This is a genomic window from Allobosea sp. GW821-FHT12C12 (assembly GCF_058807355.1).
Map to the genome: position 1 here is coordinate 101,242 of NZ_JBXAQP010000016.1, position 16,981 is coordinate 118,222.

Below are 16,981 nucleotides of genomic sequence, written 5' to 3' on the forward strand. Positions count from 1 at the left end.
CCATCACGAAAAGACGCGACGACGATCAGAAGGTTCCGATTGCGCCGGTCCAAGGCCTGCGATAGTGCGCCTTCATGGTCAAAACACGGCCCGCGCGGGCTGCGTCGTTGTTTCGGCATGGAGCCCATGCCATTTTTGCGGGAAGCCGGTTTCATGTCCGAGAAGCGCGTCAAGAAGGTCGTGCTCGCCTATTCCGGCGGGCTCGACACCTCGATCATCCTGAAATGGCTGCAGACCACTTACTCATGCGAGGTCGTGACCTTCACCGCCGATCTCGGCCAGGGCGAGGAACTCGGACCGGCGCGCGACAAGGCGCTGCTGCTCGGCATCAAGCCCGAAAACATCCACATCGAGGATCTGCGCGAGGAGTTCGTGCGCGACTACGTCTTCCCGATGTTCCGCGCCAATGCCGCCTATGAGGGCGTCTATCTGCTCGGCACCTCGATCGCGCGGCCGCTGATCGCCAAGCGCCTGATCGACATCGCCGAGGCGACCGGCGCGGACGCCGTCTCGCACGGCGCGACCGGCAAGGGCAACGACCAGGTCCGCTTCGAGCTCACCGCCTATGCGCTGAAGCCCGACGTGGTGGTGATCGCGCCCTGGCGCGAATGGGATCTGCGCTCGCGCGAGCAGCTGATCGCCTTCGCCGAGCAGCACCAGATCCCGATCGCCAGGAACAAGCGCGGCGAGGCGCCGTTCTCGGTCGACGCCAATTTGCTGCACGCCTCCTCGGAGGGGCGCGTGCTGGAGGACCCTGCGGAGGAGGTGCCGGACTACGTCTATTCGCGCACGATCTCGCCCGAGGACGCGCCCGACAGGCCGACCTACATCACCGTCGATTTCGAGAAGGGCGACGCGACCGCGATCGACGGCGTCGCGCTCTCGCCGGCGAGCCTGCTGGCGAAGCTCAACGATCTCGGCCGCGACAACGGCATCGGCCGGCTCGACCTGGTCGAGAACCGCTTCGTCGGCATGAAGTCGCGCGGCATGTACGAGACGCCGGGCGGCACGATCCTGGCCGTTGCGCATCGCGCGATCGAATCGATCACGCTCGACCGCGGCGCGGCCCATCTCAAGGACCAGCTCATGCCGCAATATGCCGAGCTGATCTATAACGGCTTCTGGTTCAGCCCCGAGCGCGAGATGCTGCAGGCTCTGATCGACAAGAGCCAGGAATTCGTCGCCGGCCAGGTGCGGCTCAAGCTCTACAAGGGCGGCGTCCATGTCGTCGGGCGCTCCAGCCCCTATTCGCTCTACGACCAGGACCTCGTCACCTTCGAGGAGGGCGCGGTCGCCTACGACCACCGCGACGCGGCGGGCTTCATCCGGCTGAATGCGCTGCGGCTCAGGACGCTCGGGCAGCGCAAGAAGAAGCTCGGGCTCTGAGAGCTCAAATCTGCCCGGACTGCACGCCGTCATCCCGGACAAGCCGCGAAACGGCGCAGCTCCGGGAACCATCATGGAACTCAGTCAGCGCCTTGCGATGGCTCCCGGTCGACCTGCGGTCGCCCGGGATGACGACGCGCTTCCAGCCTGAAATTCATCAGGTTTACTTCTTCCTCGCTTCCTTGACCGGGTCCTTCACCGCCGGCGTGGTCGCGAACTCGACGTTCCAGAGCTGGCCGTCGACGCGCTCGACCTTGCGGATATAGACGTTCTGGATGATGTCGCGCGTCTCGGGATCGATCGAGACCGGCCCGCGCGGGCTGATCCAGCTCAGGCCCTTCATCGCCTCGACCAGCTTCTCGCCGCCCTCGCCATTGGTCTTCTTCAGCGCCTCGACGATCAGGTGCATGCCGTCATAGGCGCCGACCGCCATGAAGTTCGGACGCATGCCGTTGTTGTTCTCGCCGAAGGCCTTCACGAAGGCCTTGTTCTCCGGGCTGTCATGGGCGGCCGAATAGTGATGCGCGGTGATCGCGCCGAGCGCGGCGTCGCCGATGCTGTTGAGCAGGTCGTCGTCGGTGACGCTGCCCTCGGCCAGGAAGCGGATGCCGCTCTTGTCGAGGCCACGCTCGACGAACTGGCGCACGAACTGCGAGCCGGCGCCCGACGGCACGAAGGCGAGCAGCGCGTCCGGCCTGGCGTCGGCGATCTTCTGCAGGAACGGCGCGAAATCCGGATTGGCGAGCGGCACGCGCATGTTCTCGACCGTCCCGCCGGCCCTGGTGAAGGTTTCGGTGAAGGCCTTCTCGACATCGACGCCGGGGCCGTAATCCGAGACGATGGTCATCACGCGCTTGATGCCGTTCTTCGCGGCCCATTCGGCCAGCGGCACGGTGACCTGCGGCGCGGTGAAGGAGGTCCGCGCGATGAAGGGCGACTGCTCCGTGATGATCGCGGTCGCGGCCGCCGTGACGACCTGCGGCGTCTTCGACTGGGTCGCGAGCGGCGCGGTCGCGAGCGCCAGCGGCGTCAAGCCGAAGCCGGCGAGCGCCGTCACCTTGCCGTTGATGATCAGCTCCTGCGCGATGCGCTTGGAGACGTCGGGAACGCCGGTGTCGTCGCGCAGGACGAGCTCGATCCTGCGGCCGGCGACCATGCCGCCCTGCTGCTGAAGATAAAGTCGCGCGCCGGCCTCCGCCTGCCGCCCCGTCGAGGTGAAGGGCCCGGTCATCGGCAGCACGAGGCCGATCCGGATCGGCTCCTGCGCAAGGCTCGCGCCGCCTGAGAGCGCAAGGGCCAGAGCGGCCGTCAGGGCCGGAATGCTGAGCTTCATGGTCGGTTTCTCCCCTTGTGTGGTTTTATGATTGCGGGCGCGATCGGCCGTTCGCGTCGAGTCTTGCCCGTCAGCTCCCCATGGGACCGATGCGGCCGGCGGGAAAGCGCGCCGGCAACGCCGTGATCTCGATCGTCTCGACGATGCCGGCGAGCGCATAGGGGTCGCTTTCGGCGAAACGCTGCGCCGCCTCGCGGCTGTCAGCCTCCAGCACGCCGAAATTGCCGAGCGCCGTCACGGCGTCGTCCTGCGTCAGCGCGCTGCCGATCAGCACCCGCGCGAGCCCGCCGCCGCCCGAGGCGACATGGGCGCGATGGGCCTCGCGGGTCTGCTCGCGCAACGCCGCTGCGTCGGGCCTGTGGCGGCAGGTCATCAGCCAGTAGGCCATGGCTCAGGCCGCCTTGTCGTGGTTTTCGAGCACGATCATGCCCGCCCCCGTCATCGAGGCCGGCACGTGGTAATGCGTGTGCTTGACGGCGACCCGGGCGTCCATCGCGCCGCGCATGACGAGCCACATCATCAGCTCCGCGCCCTCGCTGCCGAAGGTCTCGACATAATCCTCGCGCGACATCGCGGCATAGCGCTCGGGATCGGTCGCGATCCCGCGCAGGAAGGCGCGGTCGGCCTCGGGGTTGGTGAAGCCGGCGCGCGCGCCCTGCAGTTGATGCGAGAGCCCGCCCGTGCCGATGACGACGACCCGATCGTCGCCGGGATAGCTCTCGATCGCCCGGCGCAGCACGGCGCCCATCTCGTAGCAGCGGGCCGGCAGCGGGATCGGATGCTGGATCACGTTGACGAAGATCGGCACGACCCTGACCGGCCAGGATTTCGGTCGGCCGAAGAACAGCTCCATCGGCACCTGGATGCCGTGATCGACCTCGATTTCCTGGCAGATCATCGGGTCGAAGCGGTTCTCCACCAGCGTGTCGACGAGATGCCAGGAGAAATCGACCGCGCCCTCGAAATCCGGGATCGGGCGCGGGCCCCAGCCCTCGTCGGCCGGCGCGTAGCTCCCGGCGCAGCCGACGGCGAAGGTCGGCACCTTGTCGAGAAAGAAGGAGTTTCCGTGGTCGTTGAAGATCACGACGGCGATGTCGGGCTTCTGCTCGCGGACCCAGTCCTGGCCCGGGACATAGCCGTCGAAGAACGGCTTCCAGTCCGGCGTATCGCGCAGGCCCCTGTCGATCGCGGCGGCGATCGAGGGGACATGCGAGGTGCCGAGCCCTCCGATGAGCTTCGCCATGGTCAGCCTTTCCCCAGTCGCTCGCGCAGGAACGCGTCATGGCCCATGCCGGCCTGATGCGCGCCGATCTCGGTGATGCGGACGGGATCGACCGCCGAAATCTTCAGGATGAAGAACAGGTTGCCGCCGAGCCGCACCATCTCGCGCCAGTCGCGCGCCATCACCGCGCGCTTCTCCTCGGCCGAGAGACCGAAGCGGTCGATATAGGCCCCCTCGTCGGCCAGGAAGGCCTCACGGTTCTCAGGTCTGGCCAGCCCCATCGCCATCTTGTTGAGGCGGTAGCCGCGAAGGCTGCGCCGGCGCTCGAAGATCATCGTCTCGGGGATGCGGTCCTCGGGCTCGTCCTGCGCCATCGTCGTCTCCCTCGCCCCGGTGAAACCGAGCCAGCGCAGCAGCGCAAGCGAGACCGCCTCCGGCTGCTCGACCGGCGCCATGTGGCCGCTCTCCTCGATCACGACGAGTTCGGCGCCGGGAATCGCGGCCGCGATCTCCTCGTGCTGGGCGAGCGGGCTCCAGCGATCCTGCCGGCCGACCATGACCAGCGTCGGGCAGGCGATCGTGGCGAGCCGCGGGCGCGCATCCGGCCGGCCGAGCAAAGCGCGGATCTGGCGCTCGTGCTGCTCGGGCGTCGCGCGGGCGACCATCGCCTTGAGCGGCTCCATCAGCGCGGGGTCGCCGGCGCGGGCCTCATGCACCATCGGCGGCAGCCAGCGCTCGGCCAGCGCCGCCATGCCGTCGCGATAGGCAAGATCGACGAGGACCTGCCGCGTCGCCTCCTCGCCGTCGCGGCGCGGATGCGCGCCGGTGTCGATCAGCGCGAGCTTTTCGACACGCTCCGGCGCTTGCGCCGCCATGGCGAGCGCGACGCGGGCGCCCATCGAATGGCCGATCACGACGAGCGGTCCCTCGGCCAGAGCGAGCGCATCCCGGGCCATCGCCGCGATCGAATCCTGCGCCGAGAGGTCGGCGACCAGCACCTCGGCATGAGGGCGCAACGCCGCGACTTGTGCCGACCAGACGCCGGCGTCGCAGAGCAGGCCGGGGATCAGCACAATTCTCACGGACCGCGGCGCCCCATTCCGAATGAGGCTCCAGTGATCCGGCAGGCTACATGTGAATCAAGTGATTTCTTTGGGACGTTTCATGAATGGCATTCATCAGGTGACGAGGCGAACCACGCTCGGCGAAACGGGCACGACGCCTAGCGAGAGCCGGCGAGCCGTCAGATCGCCATGCGCCCCACCTGACGCAAGGCGGCGATCCATCTCGTTGTTCAAGCATTGGACCGAAAAGTGGATTCGACTTTTCGATCCAATGATTTAGCGGCGTGTCTGGTAGGCAGGATTGACCCTCGGATCAGGCGACGCCAGTTGCAGCTTCTTGACCTCCGCTTGCAGGCCATCGATCTGCTCTTCGAGCCCGTAGATCAAGTGAATCATCGCTGTAAAATACAGATTCATCGATGCATTCATTCCATCGAAGACCTTGCTCTCCGTTCGGCTCATCGACAATCGTGTATTCGCGAATGCGCGATCGAATGTCTGCTTCGCTAAATCTCGACGCTTGTGCTCATGGGCATGGTGTGCCTCGCGGTGAAAGACGATGATGATGGCAGGCCGGCGCTGTTTGGTCGGTGGATTTTCCGTGTACTGCTTTCGGTCGCAAGCGCGCCGCCCTGACTTTGCGTCGGGTGCTGCACGGGTCAAACGGCTGCGTCGTGACACTCGCGCGACCGCGCAACGGCCGGAAGCTTGACGCGAGTCTGCCGTGAACCGCGACGCCGTTCGCGCGTTGGGCCTTGACCCGCACTCCGAGTGACCCTCATGCCGCACCTGACCGCCTCCGTCCTGCTGCTCTCGACCCTGCTCGCCGCGCCCGCCCTCGCACAGACCGCCGGGCCGACCTCGAACATGCCACCCGAAAAGCCGGCGACGAACGAGATCGCCTCCTGCAAGGCGGTGGCGCTGGAACGTCTCGCGGCGCGCGAGCCCGAGATCAAGGACATCTATATCGACGAGGACGGCGCGACGATCGCGACCGCCGACACCAAGGTCGAGGACACGCCGATCACCCGCATCATCATGGGCGAGGCCTATCTGCGCACCGACAAGTCGGACAAGCCCCGCCGCTTCCTCTGCCTGATCGGCGAGAAGGGGAAGGTGCTGCTGACCTTCTTCACCTCGAAATAGGAGAGGGTCGGCTCCGGTCGACGACCCGGGTCGCCGGCCTGTCGCGGCCGTCGGCGAGTTCCTCGTGCCATTGGCCGTCCTTGTCCTGGTAGACGATGCCGTCGGTCGTGCCGGCCACGGTCTGGCGGGCGGCCGCGCTCTCGGCCGCCTTCAGCGCGGCGTCATGCGAGGGAAACGTCTCAGAGATCGCGCCATTGGCCCGGTAGGCCCAGCCGCCATCATGCTCGACGATTTCGTATCGGACCGTGACCATTGCATCTCTCCCGGTTGCTCCCGGAAGAACGAGGGCAGGGCGGTCCTGTTCCCTATTCGGCGGTTCCGGCATCGGCCGCGCGCAGACCGTCCAGCGCCGGCATCGAGGTGATGTGGTAGCCGGCGTCGATAGGGTGGATGTCGCCGGTGACGCCGCCGGAGAGATCGGAGAGGTAGTAGAGCGCGGCCCCGCCGATCTCCTCCAGCGAGACCGACTTGCGCAGGGGCGAGTTGGCCCGCTGCCAGGAATACATCGCTCGGGCATCCGAGATGCCCGCGCCCGCCAGCGTCCGGACGGGACCGGGCGAGAGCGCGTTGACGCGGATGCCGCGCGGGCCGTAATCGGCGGCGAGATAGCGCATGCTGGCTTCCAGCGCCGCCTTGGCGACGCCCATGACGTTGTAGTTCGGCATCACGCGGGTCGAGCCGCCATAGGTCAGCGTGATCATGGCGCCGCCCTTCGGCATGCGCGCGGCCGCGCGCTTGGCGGCTTCGGTGAAGGAGAAGCAGGAGATCACCATGGTGCGCGAGAAATTCTCGCGCGAGGTGTCGGCATAGAGGCCCTTGAGCTCGTTCTTGTCTGAGAACCCGATGGCGTGGATCAGGAAGTCGAGCGTGTTGCGCTCGGGATCGCCGCCCCAGGCGGCGTCGATGGCCGCGAAGGTCGCATCGACCGAGGCGATGTCCTCGACATCGCAGGGGACGACGAGGTCCGAGCCGATGCTCTCGGCCAGCGGCTTGACCCGCTTGCCCAGCGCCTCGCCCTGATAGGTGAAGGCCATCTGCGCGCCGTGGGCGTGCAGCGTCCTGGCGATGCCCCAGGCGATCGAGTTCTGGTTGGCGACGCCCATGACGAGGCCGCGCTTGTTGTGCATCAGGGGAAGCATGGGGCTGTCCGGTAACGGCAGGAAGATCAGGAAGTCGGAAATGCGGATGGCAGGTCGGTCCGGGAGAAGTCGTTGCCCTTGAACAAGATCGGCAGGGCCGCTTCGGCCGCGACGGCGTAGCCGAAACAATCGCCCATGTTGAGTTTGGCAGGGTGTTGTCCCCTGCCGAAGCGCTCATGGGCTGAAATCGCGGCATCCGCATGTCGATCGTCCAGGGCGACGACCGTGACCGAGGCGGTTTTCAGCAGCCCGACGACGAGTTGCCGCGCCCTCGCGACTGGACACGCCAAGACCCTGGCGACGCCAAGCGTCGCTTCGTAGATGGCGATCGGCGCCGTCACGCGACCAGTCCGCGAGTCTCGTATCGCCAGAGCAAGGACTTCAGCCTCCGGTTCGTCGACGATGATGGCGATCAGTGCGGATGCGTCGATGTACATCAGATGTCGCCGGACAACTCGTCGAAGAACGCCTTGTCCGCCTGTAGGCCAGTCTTGGGGTAGGCCGCAGCCTGGCGCTGAAGATCACGGATCCGATCCATGAACGGCACATCCTGATCCATCAGCCGCAGTTCGTTCTTCGCCGCCTGCCTGACCGCCTCCGTCAAACTGACACCCTTGCGCGCAGCCAGTTCCCTGACCGCCTCGTCAGTGTCTCGATCGCGAATGTGAAACGCCATCGCTTCCCCTCGTCTAGACGATCCGTATACCCGTCTAGACGCGCGCCGTCACGCTACAAATGCTTCTTCACCGCCGCCGCCGTATCCTTGGACGCCGCCAGCGGCACGATCTCGAACCTCGCGAGATCGCCCCAGGCCAGCACCCATTCCTGCAGCTTGGTGACGTCGTCGCATTGCATCACCTGGAAGCAGCGCGCGAAATCGGCCGAGATCCAGCTGTCGACATAGGTCAGGCCGTCCGGGATCATCCGGCCCTTCTCGTGGAAGCGGGCATAGATCTGCTTCACCCGGGCCTGGTCGAAATGCTCGATCACCATGAACAGCATCGGCGGGTCCTCAGGCTTCGAGCTTCTTCATCACGATGGTGGCGTTGGTGCCCCCAAAACCGAAGGAGTTCGAGAGCACGCAAGCCAAGCCCGCATTGTCGACGCGCTTCCTCACGATCGGCATGTCGGCGAAGGCGGGGTCGAGCTCCTCGATATGGGCGCTCTCGCAGATGAAGTCGTTGTTCAGCATCAGCAGCGAATAGATCGCCTCCTGCACCCCGGTCGCGCCGAGCGAATGGCCGGTCAGCGACTTGGTCGCCGAGATCGGCGGGGATTTGTCGCCGGCCCCGAACACCTCGCGGATCGCCTCGATCTCCTTGGCGTCGCCGACCGGGGTCGAGGTGCCGTGCGGGTTGATGTAGTCGACCTTCGCCTTGACGCCCTCCAGCGCCATCCTCATGCAGCGCACCGCGCCTTCGCCGGAGGGCGCGACCATGTCGTAGCCGTCCGAGGTGGCGCCGTAGCCGACGATCTCGCCGTAGATCTTCGCGCCGCGGGCCCTGGCGTGCTCCAGCTCCTCCAGCACGACGACGCCGGCGCCGCCGGCGATGACGAAGCCGTCGCGCCTGACGTCATAGGCGCGCGAGGCCTCCGAGGGGATGTCGTTGAAATCCGACGACATCGCGCCCATCGCGTCGAACAGCACCGACAGGGTCCAGTCGAGCTCCTCGCAGCCGCCGGCGAAGATCATGTCCTGCTTGCCCCACTGGATCAGCTCGTAGGCGTTGCCGATGCAATGGTTCGAGGTCGCGCAGGCCGACGAGATCGAATAGTTCACGCCCTTGATCTTGAACCAGGTCGCGAGCGTGGCCGACGCCGTCGAGGACATGCCCTTGGGCACGGCGAAGGGGCCGACCTTCTTGGACGAGCCGCTCTCGCGCGCCTTGTCATAGGCGTCGATCAGCGCCCGCGTCGAGGGGCCACCCGAGCCCATGATGATGCCGGTGCGCTCGTTGCTGATCTCGTTCTCCTCGAGGCCGGCGTCGCGGATCGCCTGCTCCATCGCGACCTGGTTCCAGGCCGAGCCGCCGCCATGGAAGCGCATGGCGCGGCGGTCGAGCACGGTTGCGGGATCGAGCGAGGGCACGCCGCCGACGCGGCTGCGGAAGCCGTGCTCGGCGAATTCCGGGACCAGGGCGATGCCCGATTTCGCCTCGCGCAGCGAGGCCAGCACCTCCTGCGTGTTGTTGCCGATGGACGAGACGATGCCCATCCCGGTGACCACAACGCGTCTCATGCTCGCTTCTCCGGCTTGATCCCGCGCCGCGCACCTCGGGTGCGCGGCGCTTCCTGTCCTGTCGAGGCGCACATGGACCGCGCGGATGGCGCGCGCAAGGCCGCCAGACGGCTTTCATGTGCTTCGCGAGGCTTTTCCTCAGGCGGCATCCGGCTTGAACAGGCCGACGCGCATGTCGCTCACCGTGTAGATCCGCTTTCCGTCGGCCTCCAGCCAGCCATCGGCGATGCCGAGCACGAGCTTGGACTTGAACACCCGCTTGAACTCGACGCCGTAGACGACCTGCTTCACGGTGGGCAGCACCTGGTCGGCGAACTTGACCTCGCCGACGCCGAGCGCCCGGCCGCGGCCGGGCAGGCCGAGCCAGCCGAGGAAGAAGCCGGTGAGCTGCCAGAGCGCGTCGAGCCCGAGGCAGCCCGGCATCACCGGATCGCCCTTGAAGTGGCAGTCGAAGAACCAGAGGTCGGGCCTGACGTCGAATTCGGCGCGGACCATCCCCTTGCCATGCTGGCCGCCATCCTCGGCGATCTCGACGATGCGGTCGAACATCAGCATCGGCGGCAGCGGCAATTGCGCATTGCCCGGCCCGAACAGCTCCCCGCGCCCGCAGCTGAGGATCTCTTCGTAGCTGAATGAGGATTGCCGCTGCATCGTCAGTTCCGTTCCCTTGTCCGCCTTGCCGCAAGCCGGCGACGGTCATCTCGATGACCGTGCCTAACACGCCGCCGCGCGGGAACGGAAGGGCGCGACAAGCCGAGCCCATGACCCAGCGTCTGCGTCAGTCATAATCTGTTGGCCGTTGACGCTGAGCAGCTTCGTCCAGTGCTGATTGAGATCAGCAGACCAGCGGAATGGTCGTCAATTCCGTTGCTGCATCTGAATCGAATTCTGCCGTTGAAGCCATTGCAGCGCTTCGGGACGCATCAGATCGACATCACGATTTGTGCCCACGCCACCAGTGCCGCCTCCGGACCCAACGCCACCGCCAGAGCCGCCACAAAGAAGAATGCATCGCGTATTGTCGCCGCAACCGCAGGGACCGGAGTCGGTCGCAGCCAAACGGTTCGGGACCGTGCCGGGTTGTTGCGCATAGGTCGGCGTAGCCAAGCACAAGGCAATCATCACAGAAAAGCTTTTTATCACGTTCTCCTCCGTGCGTTTTAATTAGAAACCTGCCAGCGTATAGTTCTGAAGCCGATGACCACGGGCCGCTCGAGGGTCTGGATAACCGATAGATTCGATCCTGTGCCGCGCTGGATCGTGGTCGATAAGCCGGGCCGAGTTGCAGCTGTGGGAAGCGAGGCGGCGGCCGCGGCCCGCTCAGCGACCTGGCTGACGGCGCTGCTGTTTGCCATTACTTGATCTTGCGGCTCCGACGGAGCCAGCCGAGCATTTGTCTCGCGTTCGGAGTTGGTAGAGCTTTCTTCTCCTGCCCTTGCTCCGAAACCAGTTTCGCGGTCGATTACCGTCTCGATCGAGCGGATCAAAAAGACGCGGTTGACCAATCCTAATTCGACGCTGAAGCGCGACCTTTCGTTGCCTGAAGCGTCACGAATCTTCTCGTAAATTTCCTTGCCGATCAGTATCGACAATTGCTTGCGTAAACCGCGATCGGTGCACACTGGCTTCGTGTCCGGAGCTTTACAAAATTCATCCAGCTTCCACTCCGCCGGGATCGCAGGCACCCCGTAGGTTTCCGCTCCCTCGACCTTGACGCGCATCGTGCTGCTGTTGCCGGCGCGCAGCCCAAGCCGAGTCGCTAGCCCGGCTATTGCCCCTGTCTCCAGAGCTGCAGATCTGAGTGTCGCAACTGTGAAATTGGGTAGCAGGACTAGCGGCAGCTCCTTGCGATCAACCAAAGGTTTGAAGATCGAATCTGCAGCAGCGGCTTGTCGCCAGACCTTATTGGCTTCAGGGCGATCATGCGTGCCCGGAAACCTGTATGTTGTTCGGTAAGCTTCTTCCAATTCCTTTGTCAGGTCGATGTGAAACAGCTTCAGAGCACGCAAGGGAAGTGGGTCGGATCGCACGTCGCGCTTCGCATCCGCCGCAATAAAAGCAAAAACGTCACCGACGGCAATGTCTTCTTGTGGCGGATAAGCTGGCTCGATGCCGAACTGCGAGATCGCTTCAATCCATTGTTGCGAGATCGGGGCGGTAGGCTGCACGCTTGGGGAGGTGGCCCAAAGCCCGACGCCGACTATAGCAATCGCCGCCGCGGCGAAAGCAAAGCCGCGAGAGGTCCACTGGCGCACATTGCCCCATGTCATCTGCCGCATCCCCCTGGCCGCCAGATGCGCAAGCTACAACCACCAAGGGCAAATCGTCTAGGCGCATTGCGATAGGTCATGCAGCTTTCGCTTGCATCGCCTCTTAGCTTGCGAGTGTAAGGCCAAGGCCTTACATCTCTGTTCATTCTCCACCGCCATCATCGCGACCACGACCATCAGGAGCCGGCCCGACGCCATGACCGATCTGATTTCCCAGGACCAGGGCTACGGATCGACCGCGCGGCCGGGCTGCCCCTTCCATGACGTGCGCCAGCGCCTGCGCCGCGTGGGCTTGCGGCCGACGCGTCAGCGCGTCTCGCTCGGCTGGCTGCTCTTCGCCAAGGGCGACCGGCACGTCTCGGCCGAGATGCTGTTCGAGGAGGCGATGAAGGCGCGTGTGCCGGTCTCGCTCGCGACCGTCTACAACACGCTGCACCAGTTCACCCAGGCCGGCCTGCTGCGCGAGCTCGCTATCGACGGGGCCAAGACCTATTTCGACACCGACAACAGCGAGCACCACCATTTCGTCGTCGACGGCGAGAACACGGTGATCGACATCCCGGCCGCGGCGATCGACGTTGCCGAACTGCCCGACCCGCCGGCGGGCTACGAGATCGCCCGCGTCGATGTCGTGGTCAGGCTGCGCAAGATCGGCAACTGAGCGCCCGTCTGGAAACTCTATTCCGGCGCCCGTCTGACGCGGCTTTCTGCGCTTCCGATGCTCACGGACGAAAAGTCCGCTCCGCTCCGGTTCTCGAAAACCACGTCAGTCGACTCACCGGAGCGAGTTTCGAGACGGGCTTTGCGCTCGCTCGCCGGCCGTCGCACTCAGTCGACCTTCTCGTTCGGATAGACGCCCCAGAGCCGCTCCTGGCGCAGATAGCCCTCGACCTTGCCGATCGAGACCTTGCACCAGGCATCGGCGCAGCGCGAAACGTTGGCGATGACGTTTGGCTGCACCTGAGCCACCACGGCCGAGCCTTCGTCGGCGCTGGCGCGCAGCACGAAGGTCTCGTCCTTGACCTTGGACCAGGGCGCGACCAGCGCGGTGCGCCGCCCCGAGAGCAGGCTGTTCAGGACCCAGCCATCGGCCCCGTCGGCGTCGCGCACGCGCCGCCAGATCTCGAATTCGGCGACGATCTCGACGGGCAGGCCGGCGCGCTGATAGACCCAGCGCGTGCGATGCTCCTTGGAGGGCCCCTCGCGCAGGTTCACGCGGTCGGATTTCAGGCTGACATAGCGCGGCACCGGCAGCTTGGTCACCGAGCCGGTCTGGACGTCCTGGGCCGAGGCGGGCGCGGCGGTCAGCGTCGCCGTCGCAAGTCCCGCCGCCAGCATCGGGCCAAGCCTGCCCCGAACCATCGCCAAAGGCATCATCAACGCGGTCTCCGTCTCAGCGTCGCGGCCTCGCCGAGGAACCCGGCGAAGGGTCATGTTGTCATCCGCCGCGCCGCCACTTATGCAACGAGGCCAGTCTCGAGCGATGACGCCGCTCCTCATTCCTGAAGCGCCTCGGTTAATGGCGGGTTGAGGCCGAATGGCGGCGGGGTCCTGATTGGCGTGAGAGGAGGCGTCGATGTCGAAGAAAAAGCCGCTGGTCGTGGTCACGCGCAAACTGCCCGCGATCGTCGAGACGCGGATGCGCGAGCTCTTCGACGCACAGCTCAACATCGATGATTCGCCGATGAGCCAGGCGGCGCTGGTCGAGGCGGTGAAGACCGCCGAGGTGCTGGTGCCGACGGTGACCGACAAGATCGACGCGCGCCTGATCGCCCAGGCCGGCGACCAGCTCCGGCTGATCGCCAATTTCGGCAACGGCGTCGACAATATCGACGTCGCCAGCGCCGTGCAGCGCGGCATCACCGTGACGAACACGCCGGGCGTCCTGACCGACGATACGGCCGACATGACGATCGCGCTGATCCTCGCCGTGGCGCGGCGCATCGCCGAGGGCGCGCGCGTCATTCCCGACGACGACTGGGCCGGCTGGTCGCCGACCTGGATGCTCGGCCGCCGCATCACCGGCAAGAGGCTCGGCATCGTCGGCATGGGCCGGATCGGGCAGGCGGTGGCGAAGCGCGCCTCGGCCTTCGGCCTCTCGATCCACTACCACAACCGCCGCCGCGTCGATCCGCGCACCGAGGAGAAGCTCGACGCGACCTATTGGGATTCGCTCGACCAGATGCTGGCCCGGATGGACATCGTCTCGGTCAACTGCCCGCACACGCCGGCGACCTATCACCTGCTCTCGGCCAGGCGGCTCAAGCTGATGAAACCCGACGCCATCCTGGTCAATACGGCGCGCGGCGAGATCGTCGACGAGACGGCGCTCTCGCGCATGCTCGAGGCCGGCGAGCTCGCCGGCGCCGGGCTCGACGTCTACGAGAGCGAGCCGGCGGTGAACCCGCGCCTGCTCAAGCTCGCGCGCAACCACCGCGTCGTCGTGCTGCCGCATATGGGCTCGGCCACGCATGAGGGCCGCGCCGACATGGGCGAGAAGGTCATCGTCAACATCAAGACCTTCATGGACGGCCACAAGCCGCCGGACAGGGTGCTGCCGAGCATGCTTTGACGGGACGCATCCCTTCCCCGTCATGGTCGGGCTTGTCCCGACCATCCACGTCTTCGCTTTGCGCCGGCGGTGGTCAAGACGTGGATGCTCGGCACAGGGCCGAGCATGACGGGTGGTGCAGGCGGCGCTGCGTCAGCCCGCCCGCGCCGTATCGAACTGCCCGGTCTTCCGGAACCGCCAGAGATAGGACGGCGCCACCGCCTCAATCGAGGTCGGCGCGATGCCGAGGCCCGCGAAATCACGGCCTTCCGCGATCGCGGCCTGCGAGACGACATTGTCGCTTTCGAGCAGCGTGACCTGGTCGCGGGTCAGCTTGAACTCGTTCGGCACGAGGCCGAGCGTCAGCGCATCCGCGATCTCCATGATCCGCGCCTGCAGCCGCGCCAGCGGGAAGGGCAGGGCGACGAGCGTGCGCTTGCGGCCCGTGACCTCGCAGATATAGGCGACGAGTTCGCGGAAGCTCTTCACCTCCGGCCCGCCGAGTTCGTAGATCGTGCCGCCCTCGACCGCGCCCTCGACCGCGCGCGCGACCGCCTCGGCGACGTCGCCGACGAAGACGGGCTGGAATTTCGTCTCGCCGCCGCCGACCAGAGGCAGCACCGGCAGCATCCGCGCGAGCGAGGCGAAGCGGTTGAAGAAGCCGTCCTCCGGCCCGAACACGATCGAGGGCCTGAAGATCACAGCGCCCGGCGCCGCCGCGAGCACGCTGGCCTCGCCCTCGGCCTTGCTGCTGGCATAGGCCGAGGCCGAGCCGGCATCGGCGCCGATCGCCGAGATCTGCACCAGCCGCGTCACGCCCTGCGCGACGCAGGCTTGCGCGATCGCGCGCGCGCCGCCGGCCTGGACGCCACTGAAGCTCTGACGGCCGTCCTCCCGCAGGATGCCGACGAGATTGACGACGGCGTCGGCCCCCCTGATCGCGGCCGCGACCGAGTCGGGATAACGCAGATTGGCCTGCACGCCATGGATCTGGCCGACCGCGCCGAGCGGCTGCAGGAAGCCTGCGAGATCGGGCCGGCGCACCGCGACGCGCACGCGGTAGCCGCGCTTCGCCAGCGCCCGCACGACATGGCGGCCGACGAAGCCGGAGCCGCCGAAGACCGTGACGAGCTGCTGGCTGGGCGGTGTCTGGTCATGCGCCATGGTGATCGTGCCTCATTGCTCGCGAGCCGTCGTGCTTAAGCATGTTTGCGCCGCCGTGAAAACCGGGCAATTGCGCGCGCCGCCCTGCCGGCGCGAACCAGGCCGAAAGGCGCGAAACCGGCTGGCGGGCTTGCGCCGGCTTTGCGCGAAATGGCCGGATTCAGCGTTTCTTCACCAATCCCGATGATGCTCGCTGCCGTCATGCGCCATGCGCGTTTCGTCACGCACCGGGCGCTTCGGGGCACGGTCATCATCAGGTCAGGGGCCGGATCTTGAATTCCATTCGCATGAAAATCCTCGCCATGCTGGCGATCGTGGCTTTTGGCGCGATCGCCTCGGCGGGCCTGAGCCTGTTCGCGCTGTACCGCAGCGACGATCTCAACGACCGTGCGAGCCGGCAGGACGACATCGCGCTCGTCACCGAGCGGATCAATGCGCAGATCCTCGGCGTCGTGATGGATGCGCGCGGCATCTATATGTCGAAGACCGCTCAGGAGGCCGAGCCCTTCGCCAAGGGCGTGGAGGCGCGCTTCCCGGTCTTGCGCAAGCTCGGCGGCGAGCTCAACAGCCTCGCGCCGGCAAGCGAGCGCGAACGTGCCGGCCAGGTCGACAAGGCCATCGCCGATTTCATCGCCTTCCGCTCGGAGACGGTCCGGCTCGGCCGCGAGGTCTCGACCGCGGCCGCGAACGCGCAGGGCAACAACGAGCTCAACCGCGCCAACCGCAAGGCTCTGAACGATCTCCTCGCCGCTTTGGCCAAAAGCACCGAGGAGGCCGGCGATGCGCTCGACGCGGACGCCAAGGCGTTCACCGGCCAGGTCAAGCTGATCCTGCCCGTCATGCTGCTGCTGCTGCTGGCGGGCTCGATGGCTGGCGCGATGGTCTTTGCCAGACGCTCCATCACCACTCCGCTGATGGCGCTGGCCGGCGTGATGCAGCGCCTGACCGCCGGCGACACGAAAGTCGACGTGCCCCATGCCACGCGAAAGGACGAGATCGGCGCGATGGCGCGCGCCGTCTCCGTGCTGCGCGAGAGCACCGAGCAGGTTGCGCTGCTGCAGGAGAACGAGCGCGCCGCTTCCGCCGCCCGGATGGCGCGGGCCGATGCTATGGCGTCGGTCGTCTCGGACGTCGGCGAGGTCGTGTCCGCCGCGGCGAATGGCGATTTCTCGGCCAGGCTCGCGATCGAGCACGCCGACGCGCAGATGCAGAAGCTCGTCGAAGGCATCAACGAGATCAACGCGGTTGTCGACGGGGCGACGACGGAGTTCGCCGATCGCCTGCATGCGATCGCGGGCGGCGACCTGACGCGCGGCATCGAGACGGCCTATCGCGGCCGCTTCAAGGACCTGAAGGACGCGATCAACGAAACCGTCGAGCGCCTGTCGGCGACGGTCCGCACGATCCAGGCGACGTCGGCCGATGTCGGTCTGGCGGCGCGCGAGATCAACATGGGCGCCGACGATC

General features: G+C 66.3%; 21 protein-coding genes. 5 read left to right on the forward strand and 16 right to left on the reverse strand.

Features of this window, described 5'->3' with window-relative positions:
- The first annotated feature begins 153 nt into the window (after nucleotides 1-153).
- A complete protein-coding gene (locus AC1RRW_RS19560; protein WP_492902975.1) occupies nucleotides 154-1,386 on the forward strand; it encodes an argininosuccinate synthase in 1,233 nt (410 codons plus the stop codon).
- 163 nt (nucleotides 1,387-1,549) lie between these two features.
- On the opposite strand, the gene AC1RRW_RS19565 is transcribed toward AC1RRW_RS19560, so the two are convergent.
- The 5 genes from AC1RRW_RS19565 to AC1RRW_RS19585 all read right to left on the reverse strand — a co-directional run bounded on the left by AC1RRW_RS19565 (nucleotide 1,550) and on the right by AC1RRW_RS19585 (nucleotide 5,668).
- Nucleotides 1,550-2,719, reverse strand: a complete 1,170-nt coding sequence (locus tag AC1RRW_RS19565) for an ABC transporter substrate-binding protein (protein WP_492902977.1) — start codon at nucleotides 2,717-2,719, stop codon at nucleotides 1,550-1,552.
- A 70-nt stretch (nucleotides 2,720-2,789) separates the two neighbouring features.
- Complete coding sequence (locus tag AC1RRW_RS19570; RefSeq protein WP_492902979.1) at nucleotides 2,790-3,107, reverse strand: YciI family protein; 318 nt, start codon at nucleotides 3,105-3,107, stop codon at nucleotides 2,790-2,792.
- A gap of 3 nt (nucleotides 3,108-3,110) precedes the next feature.
- Nucleotides 3,111-3,962, reverse strand: a complete 852-nt coding sequence (locus AC1RRW_RS19575) for a class III extradiol dioxygenase family protein (RefSeq protein WP_492902980.1) — start codon at nucleotides 3,960-3,962, stop codon at nucleotides 3,111-3,113.
- Between the two features lie 2 nt (nucleotides 3,963-3,964).
- Nucleotides 3,965-5,023: an alpha/beta fold hydrolase gene (locus AC1RRW_RS19580; protein WP_492902982.1), complete on the reverse strand. Its 1,059-nt coding sequence runs from the start codon at nucleotides 5,021-5,023 to the stop codon at nucleotides 3,965-3,967.
- Between the two features lie 258 nt (nucleotides 5,024-5,281).
- Nucleotides 5,282-5,668, reverse strand: coding sequence for a hypothetical protein (locus tag AC1RRW_RS19585; RefSeq protein ID WP_492902984.1), 387 nt, complete (start codon nucleotides 5,666-5,668; stop codon nucleotides 5,282-5,284).
- 117 nt (nucleotides 5,669-5,785) lie between these two features.
- On the opposite strand from AC1RRW_RS19585, the gene AC1RRW_RS19590 reads away from it, so the two are divergent.
- Nucleotides 5,786-6,151 carry a hypothetical protein gene (locus AC1RRW_RS19590; RefSeq protein WP_492902986.1) on the forward strand — a complete coding sequence of 122 codons (366 nt, stop codon included), beginning with the start codon at nucleotides 5,786-5,788 and terminating at the stop codon, nucleotides 6,149-6,151.
- Here AC1RRW_RS19590 and AC1RRW_RS19595 read toward each other — a convergent pair.
- The 9 genes from AC1RRW_RS19595 to AC1RRW_RS19635 all read right to left on the reverse strand — a co-directional run bounded on the left by AC1RRW_RS19595 (nucleotide 6,138) and on the right by AC1RRW_RS19635 (nucleotide 11,799).
- Complete coding sequence (locus AC1RRW_RS19595; protein ID WP_492902988.1) at nucleotides 6,138-6,404, reverse strand: DUF2188 domain-containing protein; 267 nt, start codon at nucleotides 6,402-6,404, stop codon at nucleotides 6,138-6,140. The genes AC1RRW_RS19590 and AC1RRW_RS19595 overlap by 14 nt on opposite strands.
- A gap of 52 nt (nucleotides 6,405-6,456) precedes the next feature.
- Nucleotides 6,457-7,290 carry an enoyl-ACP reductase FabI gene (fabI, locus tag AC1RRW_RS19600; RefSeq protein WP_492902990.1) on the reverse strand — a complete coding sequence of 278 codons (834 nt, stop codon included), beginning with the start codon at nucleotides 7,288-7,290 and terminating at the stop codon, nucleotides 6,457-6,459.
- Between the two features lie 26 nt (nucleotides 7,291-7,316).
- On the reverse strand, nucleotides 7,317-7,727 hold the full coding sequence (locus AC1RRW_RS19605; RefSeq protein ID WP_492902992.1) for a type II toxin-antitoxin system VapC family toxin: 411 nt from the start codon (nucleotides 7,725-7,727) through the stop codon (nucleotides 7,317-7,319).
- Nucleotides 7,727-7,966 carry a type II toxin-antitoxin system VapB family antitoxin gene (locus AC1RRW_RS19610; protein ID WP_492902994.1) on the reverse strand — a complete coding sequence of 80 codons (240 nt, stop codon included), beginning with the start codon at nucleotides 7,964-7,966 and terminating at the stop codon, nucleotides 7,727-7,729. Before AC1RRW_RS19610 ends, AC1RRW_RS19605 begins: the two co-directional genes overlap by 1 nt.
- 53 nt (nucleotides 7,967-8,019) lie before the next feature.
- The gene (locus AC1RRW_RS19615; protein ID WP_492902996.1) at nucleotides 8,020-8,292 is read right to left on the reverse strand and encodes a DUF3303 domain-containing protein; all 273 of its coding nucleotides are present in this window, start codon (nucleotides 8,290-8,292) and stop codon (nucleotides 8,020-8,022) included.
- Nucleotides 8,293-8,302: 10 nt separating this feature from the next.
- On the reverse strand, nucleotides 8,303-9,529 hold the full coding sequence (gene fabB / locus AC1RRW_RS19620; protein WP_492902997.1) for a beta-ketoacyl-ACP synthase I: 1,227 nt from the start codon (nucleotides 9,527-9,529) through the stop codon (nucleotides 8,303-8,305).
- Nucleotides 9,530-9,667: 138 nt separating this feature from the next.
- A complete protein-coding gene (fabA, locus tag AC1RRW_RS19625; RefSeq protein WP_492902999.1) occupies nucleotides 9,668-10,180 on the reverse strand; it encodes a 3-hydroxyacyl-[acyl-carrier-protein] dehydratase FabA in 513 nt (170 codons plus the stop codon).
- Nucleotides 10,181-10,387: 207 nt separating this feature from the next.
- Nucleotides 10,388-10,672, reverse strand: coding sequence for a hypothetical protein (locus AC1RRW_RS19630; protein ID WP_492903000.1), 285 nt, complete (start codon nucleotides 10,670-10,672; stop codon nucleotides 10,388-10,390).
- A gap of 17 nt (nucleotides 10,673-10,689) precedes the next feature.
- Nucleotides 10,690-11,799, reverse strand: coding sequence for a hypothetical protein (locus AC1RRW_RS19635; RefSeq protein WP_492903002.1), 1,110 nt, complete (start codon nucleotides 11,797-11,799; stop codon nucleotides 10,690-10,692).
- Nucleotides 11,800-11,995: 196 nt separating this feature from the next.
- On the opposite strand from AC1RRW_RS19635, the gene irrA reads away from it, so the two are divergent.
- Nucleotides 11,996-12,460: an iron response transcriptional regulator IrrA gene (gene irrA, locus AC1RRW_RS19640; protein ID WP_492903004.1), complete on the forward strand. Its 465-nt coding sequence runs from the start codon at nucleotides 11,996-11,998 to the stop codon at nucleotides 12,458-12,460.
- Between the two features lie 167 nt (nucleotides 12,461-12,627).
- On the opposite strand, the gene AC1RRW_RS19645 is transcribed toward irrA, so the two are convergent.
- Entirely contained in the window at nucleotides 12,628-13,176 is a 549-nt protein-coding gene (locus tag AC1RRW_RS19645; RefSeq protein WP_492903023.1) for an SH3 domain-containing protein, read from the reverse strand.
- Nucleotides 13,177-13,375: 199 nt separating this feature from the next.
- On the opposite strand from AC1RRW_RS19645, the gene AC1RRW_RS19650 reads away from it, so the two are divergent.
- Nucleotides 13,376-14,371 (forward strand): 2-hydroxyacid dehydrogenase, encoded by a 996-nt coding sequence (locus AC1RRW_RS19650; RefSeq protein ID WP_492903006.1) that lies wholly within the window; start codon nucleotides 13,376-13,378, stop codon nucleotides 14,369-14,371.
- Between the two features lie 132 nt (nucleotides 14,372-14,503).
- On the opposite strand, the gene AC1RRW_RS19655 is transcribed toward AC1RRW_RS19650, so the two are convergent.
- Nucleotides 14,504-15,514: a complex I NDUFA9 subunit family protein gene (locus tag AC1RRW_RS19655; protein WP_492903007.1), complete on the reverse strand. Its 1,011-nt coding sequence runs from the start codon at nucleotides 15,512-15,514 to the stop codon at nucleotides 14,504-14,506.
- A gap of 287 nt (nucleotides 15,515-15,801) precedes the next feature.
- Here AC1RRW_RS19655 and AC1RRW_RS19660 point away from each other — a divergent pair.
- On the forward strand, nucleotides 15,802-16,981 hold a 1,180-nt coding region (locus AC1RRW_RS19660), incomplete at its 3' end, for a HAMP domain-containing protein (protein WP_492903009.1).

What these genes read in the sequence shown, in the direction of transcription:
- AC1RRW_RS19560 (WP_492902975.1), top strand. Translation starts at nt 154, where the DNA reads ATGTCCGAGAAGCGCGTCAAGAAGGTCGTGCTCGCCTATTCCGGCGGG.
- AC1RRW_RS19565 (WP_492902977.1), bottom strand. Translation starts at nt 2,719, where the DNA reads ATGAAGCTCAGCATTCCGGCCCTGACGGCCGCTCTGGCCCTTGCGCTC.
- AC1RRW_RS19570 (WP_492902979.1), bottom strand. Translation starts at nt 3,107, where the DNA reads ATGGCCTACTGGCTGATGACCTGCCGCCACAGGCCCGACGCAGCGGCG.
- AC1RRW_RS19575 (WP_492902980.1), bottom strand. Translation starts at nt 3,962, where the DNA reads ATGGCGAAGCTCATCGGAGGGCTCGGCACCTCGCATGTCCCCTCGATC.
- AC1RRW_RS19590 (WP_492902986.1), top strand. Translation starts at nt 5,786, where the DNA reads ATGCCGCACCTGACCGCCTCCGTCCTGCTGCTCTCGACCCTGCTCGCC.
- AC1RRW_RS19595 (WP_492902988.1), bottom strand. Translation starts at nt 6,404, where the DNA reads ATGGTCACGGTCCGATACGAAATCGTCGAGCATGATGGCGGCTGGGCC.
- fabI (WP_492902990.1), bottom strand. Translation starts at nt 7,290, where the DNA reads ATGCTTCCCCTGATGCACAACAAGCGCGGCCTCGTCATGGGCGTCGCC.
- AC1RRW_RS19605 (WP_492902992.1), bottom strand. Translation starts at nt 7,727, where the DNA reads ATGTACATCGACGCATCCGCACTGATCGCCATCATCGTCGACGAACCG.
- AC1RRW_RS19610 (WP_492902994.1), bottom strand. Translation starts at nt 7,966, where the DNA reads ATGGCGTTTCACATTCGCGATCGAGACACTGACGAGGCGGTCAGGGAA.
- AC1RRW_RS19615 (WP_492902996.1), bottom strand. Translation starts at nt 8,292, where the DNA reads ATGCTGTTCATGGTGATCGAGCATTTCGACCAGGCCCGGGTGAAGCAG.
- fabB (WP_492902997.1), bottom strand. Translation starts at nt 9,529, where the DNA reads ATGAGACGCGTTGTGGTCACCGGGATGGGCATCGTCTCGTCCATCGGC.
- fabA (WP_492902999.1), bottom strand. Translation starts at nt 10,180, where the DNA reads ATGCAGCGGCAATCCTCATTCAGCTACGAAGAGATCCTCAGCTGCGGG.
- AC1RRW_RS19635 (WP_492903002.1), bottom strand. Translation starts at nt 11,799, where the DNA reads ATGACATGGGGCAATGTGCGCCAGTGGACCTCTCGCGGCTTTGCTTTC.
- irrA (WP_492903004.1), top strand. Translation starts at nt 11,996, where the DNA reads ATGACCGATCTGATTTCCCAGGACCAGGGCTACGGATCGACCGCGCGG.
- AC1RRW_RS19645 (WP_492903023.1), bottom strand. Translation starts at nt 13,176, where the DNA reads ATGATGCCTTTGGCGATGGTTCGGGGCAGGCTTGGCCCGATGCTGGCG.
- AC1RRW_RS19650 (WP_492903006.1), top strand. Translation starts at nt 13,376, where the DNA reads ATGTCGAAGAAAAAGCCGCTGGTCGTGGTCACGCGCAAACTGCCCGCG.
- AC1RRW_RS19655 (WP_492903007.1), bottom strand. Translation starts at nt 15,514, where the DNA reads ATGGCGCATGACCAGACACCGCCCAGCCAGCAGCTCGTCACGGTCTTC.